The following is a 2,728-nucleotide window of genomic DNA, read 5'->3' as shown; positions in this document are numbered from 1 at the left end:
TGGCGAAGTGGAAGATTACCGTATCTTTATATCTGACTTGGTTACAACAGCAACGTGTGATCAGCTCTATGTAACGAAAGCGGTTACGGATCCTAATTATACTCTGACGGCTGTTACTCCTGTACAGCCATTAAGTTTCACCTTCTCGGATATTCAAACAGGTGTGACTATTAATGGATTGAATTCATTAGCGATTAAGCGTGATACGGGTATTTTGTATACGACTTACCGTGACAGTAATCAACAGTTAGCGTTGATAGCAACGGATACATTAGGGACGAGCTTTATTCCTCTGGGAGTCATTCGTTCGCAAGGGACTTACACGATTAATTACATCAATGGTTCGGCATCTCGAACTGTCAATGCCGGTGATTCCATTACGGTCGGTGGCTCGTTCAGTTGGCCTAATACCGGTAGTTTATCCCGTGATGGTAGTGAGTATTATATTACTCATAGTCAATGGGATAGTTATTTGATCATTGATTTAGCGGCGATGACGTTTGAAGTGAAACCGATACCTGCAGCAATGATTGATACTGGTGTAGGGGCGCTGCATATCAGTGCAGATTGGGCCGTATCAGAAACTGATGGTCTGCTTTATGCGGCAGATATTTCCGGTAATGGCTTTACTTACGGCTTTAATATGGTTGAAGCTGAGCCAACAGTACCGAAGTTGTATGCTTTAAATCCAGTGACGAATACCGTTACCGTTACGAATCTAAACTTCAATGGAGCGAAAGCACCGAACTTATGGAGTGGCTCAGTCGTAACTGATGATTTGAATCACCTTTATGTTCTGACTAATGGTGGCGATCATGATACGGATCGTGATGGCAGTTATGATGTATTTGATCAGGTAGGTTTATACCGAATTAACATGATCACCAATGATGCTTCTTATGTTGTCAGCAGTGGTGATGGCTTCTTATCACAGCATGATGCTTCAGGTTGTATTGCCAGTGTTGATCGTGGCGATGCCCCTGAAACTTACGGTAAAGCAGGACACCGTAATAGTGATGTCGCCCTCAGTGGTACTCCTGATTTAATCTTAGGTACACGTTGGGACCCTGATATTCATGACTTCTTCAGTGATGATGCTACCGGTGATAATGTCACGGGTGAGGATGATGAGGAAGGTGTCGTGATGCCAGCCGATATGATTGTTGCAACCCCAACAATCATTCCAGTAACCGTTACTGGCGGTAGTGGTTTCTTAAGTGCCTTTGTCGACTTAAATGGTGACGGTGATTTTGATGATGTGGGTGAAACGGTACTTAATGATCTCGCCGTGATTGCGGGTAATAACAACGTATCATTAACTTTAAGCGCAGGACCAACTGCCGGTTATGATGGTTTAACCTTTATTCGTTTCCGTTTATGTAATGCCACTAACCTTTGTAATGCGCCAACGGGTACAGTGGCTAACGGTGAGGTAGAGGATTATCGATTTAACTTAATTAACCAAATAGTGCTAGAGGGCACGGTGTTTGAAGATAATGGTAAAGGAGGGGTTACTGCACACGATGGTAAGCAAGAAGGGGAAGAGCGCGGATTAGCCAATTTCATCGTTCGTGCCGTTTATAATGAAGCCACCCCAACCGGCAGTTATAGCTTAGGGCAAGAAATTGTCCAAACGGTGACATCCGGTGATGGCAGCTATACCTTAGTGATCCCTGTAGAGCTTGCAGATAAAGACATCTTACTTGAAGTGGTTTCACAAGCGGCTTGGGTTGATATCTCTGAAGTTGATGTGTCTGACGTAGCGCTGGGGCTTGTGGGTAAAGTGACCAATAGTACATTGACGGATAGTCAAATGGTGGTGAATGCTAGTGCGGGGGATTACCTTGCCAATCTTGACTTTGGTAAAGTCAGTGTCCCAACACTAGAGCCGGATAATTACACCGAAACCGAGCCTGGATTACCGGTAGTCTTTAGCCATAAATTTAATGTGAATACTTCGGGTGATGTCAGCTTTACTATTACCAATCAACAAGCATCACCATCAGGCTACCCATGGAGTGAAGTTCTGTACTTTGATGCCAACTGTAATGGTGAAATTGATGCCGGTGTTGATGGATTTGTTATCAACCCTACAGCGGTGACTGCTGATGCGACCACGCAAGTATGTGTATTGGTGAAAGTGATGGTGCCAGCGAATGTACCGCTACATGCGGTGTATAACTATCAACTCAATGCAGATATGGCATTTACCAATACCACTGAAACTCGTCAAGTCAGTGATGTAGATACCATCAAAGTGAGCTTTAGTGGTGCCGGCGAGCTAGAGATAGAGAAAACAGTACAAAATATAACGACCAGTGATGGTGAAAACCGTAGCAACCAAGCCAAACCTGGGGATGTATTAGAGTATAAAATTTACTTTATTAATAATGGCTCAGGTCCGATTGACACTATCAAGCTGTTTGATGCGATACCTGAATATACCGAACTTGCAGAAGTGCTGAACTGCACGTCCCCAGCTACATTATTACCATCCAGTATTGTCTCGTGTAATGTGCAAGCAGTAGATGACACCAATGCCGTGGGTTATGAAGGCGGTATTGAGTGGCAATTAGGTGGTACCTTAGCCCCTGCAGAAAGTGGCTATGTTACTTATAAAGTTAAAGTGAAATAATTAATAGTAGAATGCGATTGAATTAAAATAAACCATGAATATTCAGTCGCAAAATAAAAAAATATTAATCATCTAAAAAGACAGATAAATAAC

The 2,728-nt window shown here is 43.1% G+C and carries 1 protein-coding gene; it reads left to right on the top strand.

The window, feature by feature from the left end:
• A partial coding sequence (locus PAND9192_RS20040) for a GEVED domain-containing protein (protein ID WP_234999234.1) occupies positions 1 to 2,635 on the top strand: 2,635 nt, incomplete at its 5' end.
• Between the last annotated feature and the right edge of the window lie 93 nt (positions 2,636 to 2,728).

The sequence above is a fragment of the Photobacterium andalusiense genome (assembly GCF_900185625.1).
GTDB lineage: Bacteria > Pseudomonadota > Gammaproteobacteria > Enterobacterales > Vibrionaceae > Photobacterium > Photobacterium aquimaris.
The sequence above is the reverse complement of the archived record's forward strand: the minus strand, read 5'-3'. Positions and strand labels throughout refer to the sequence as shown.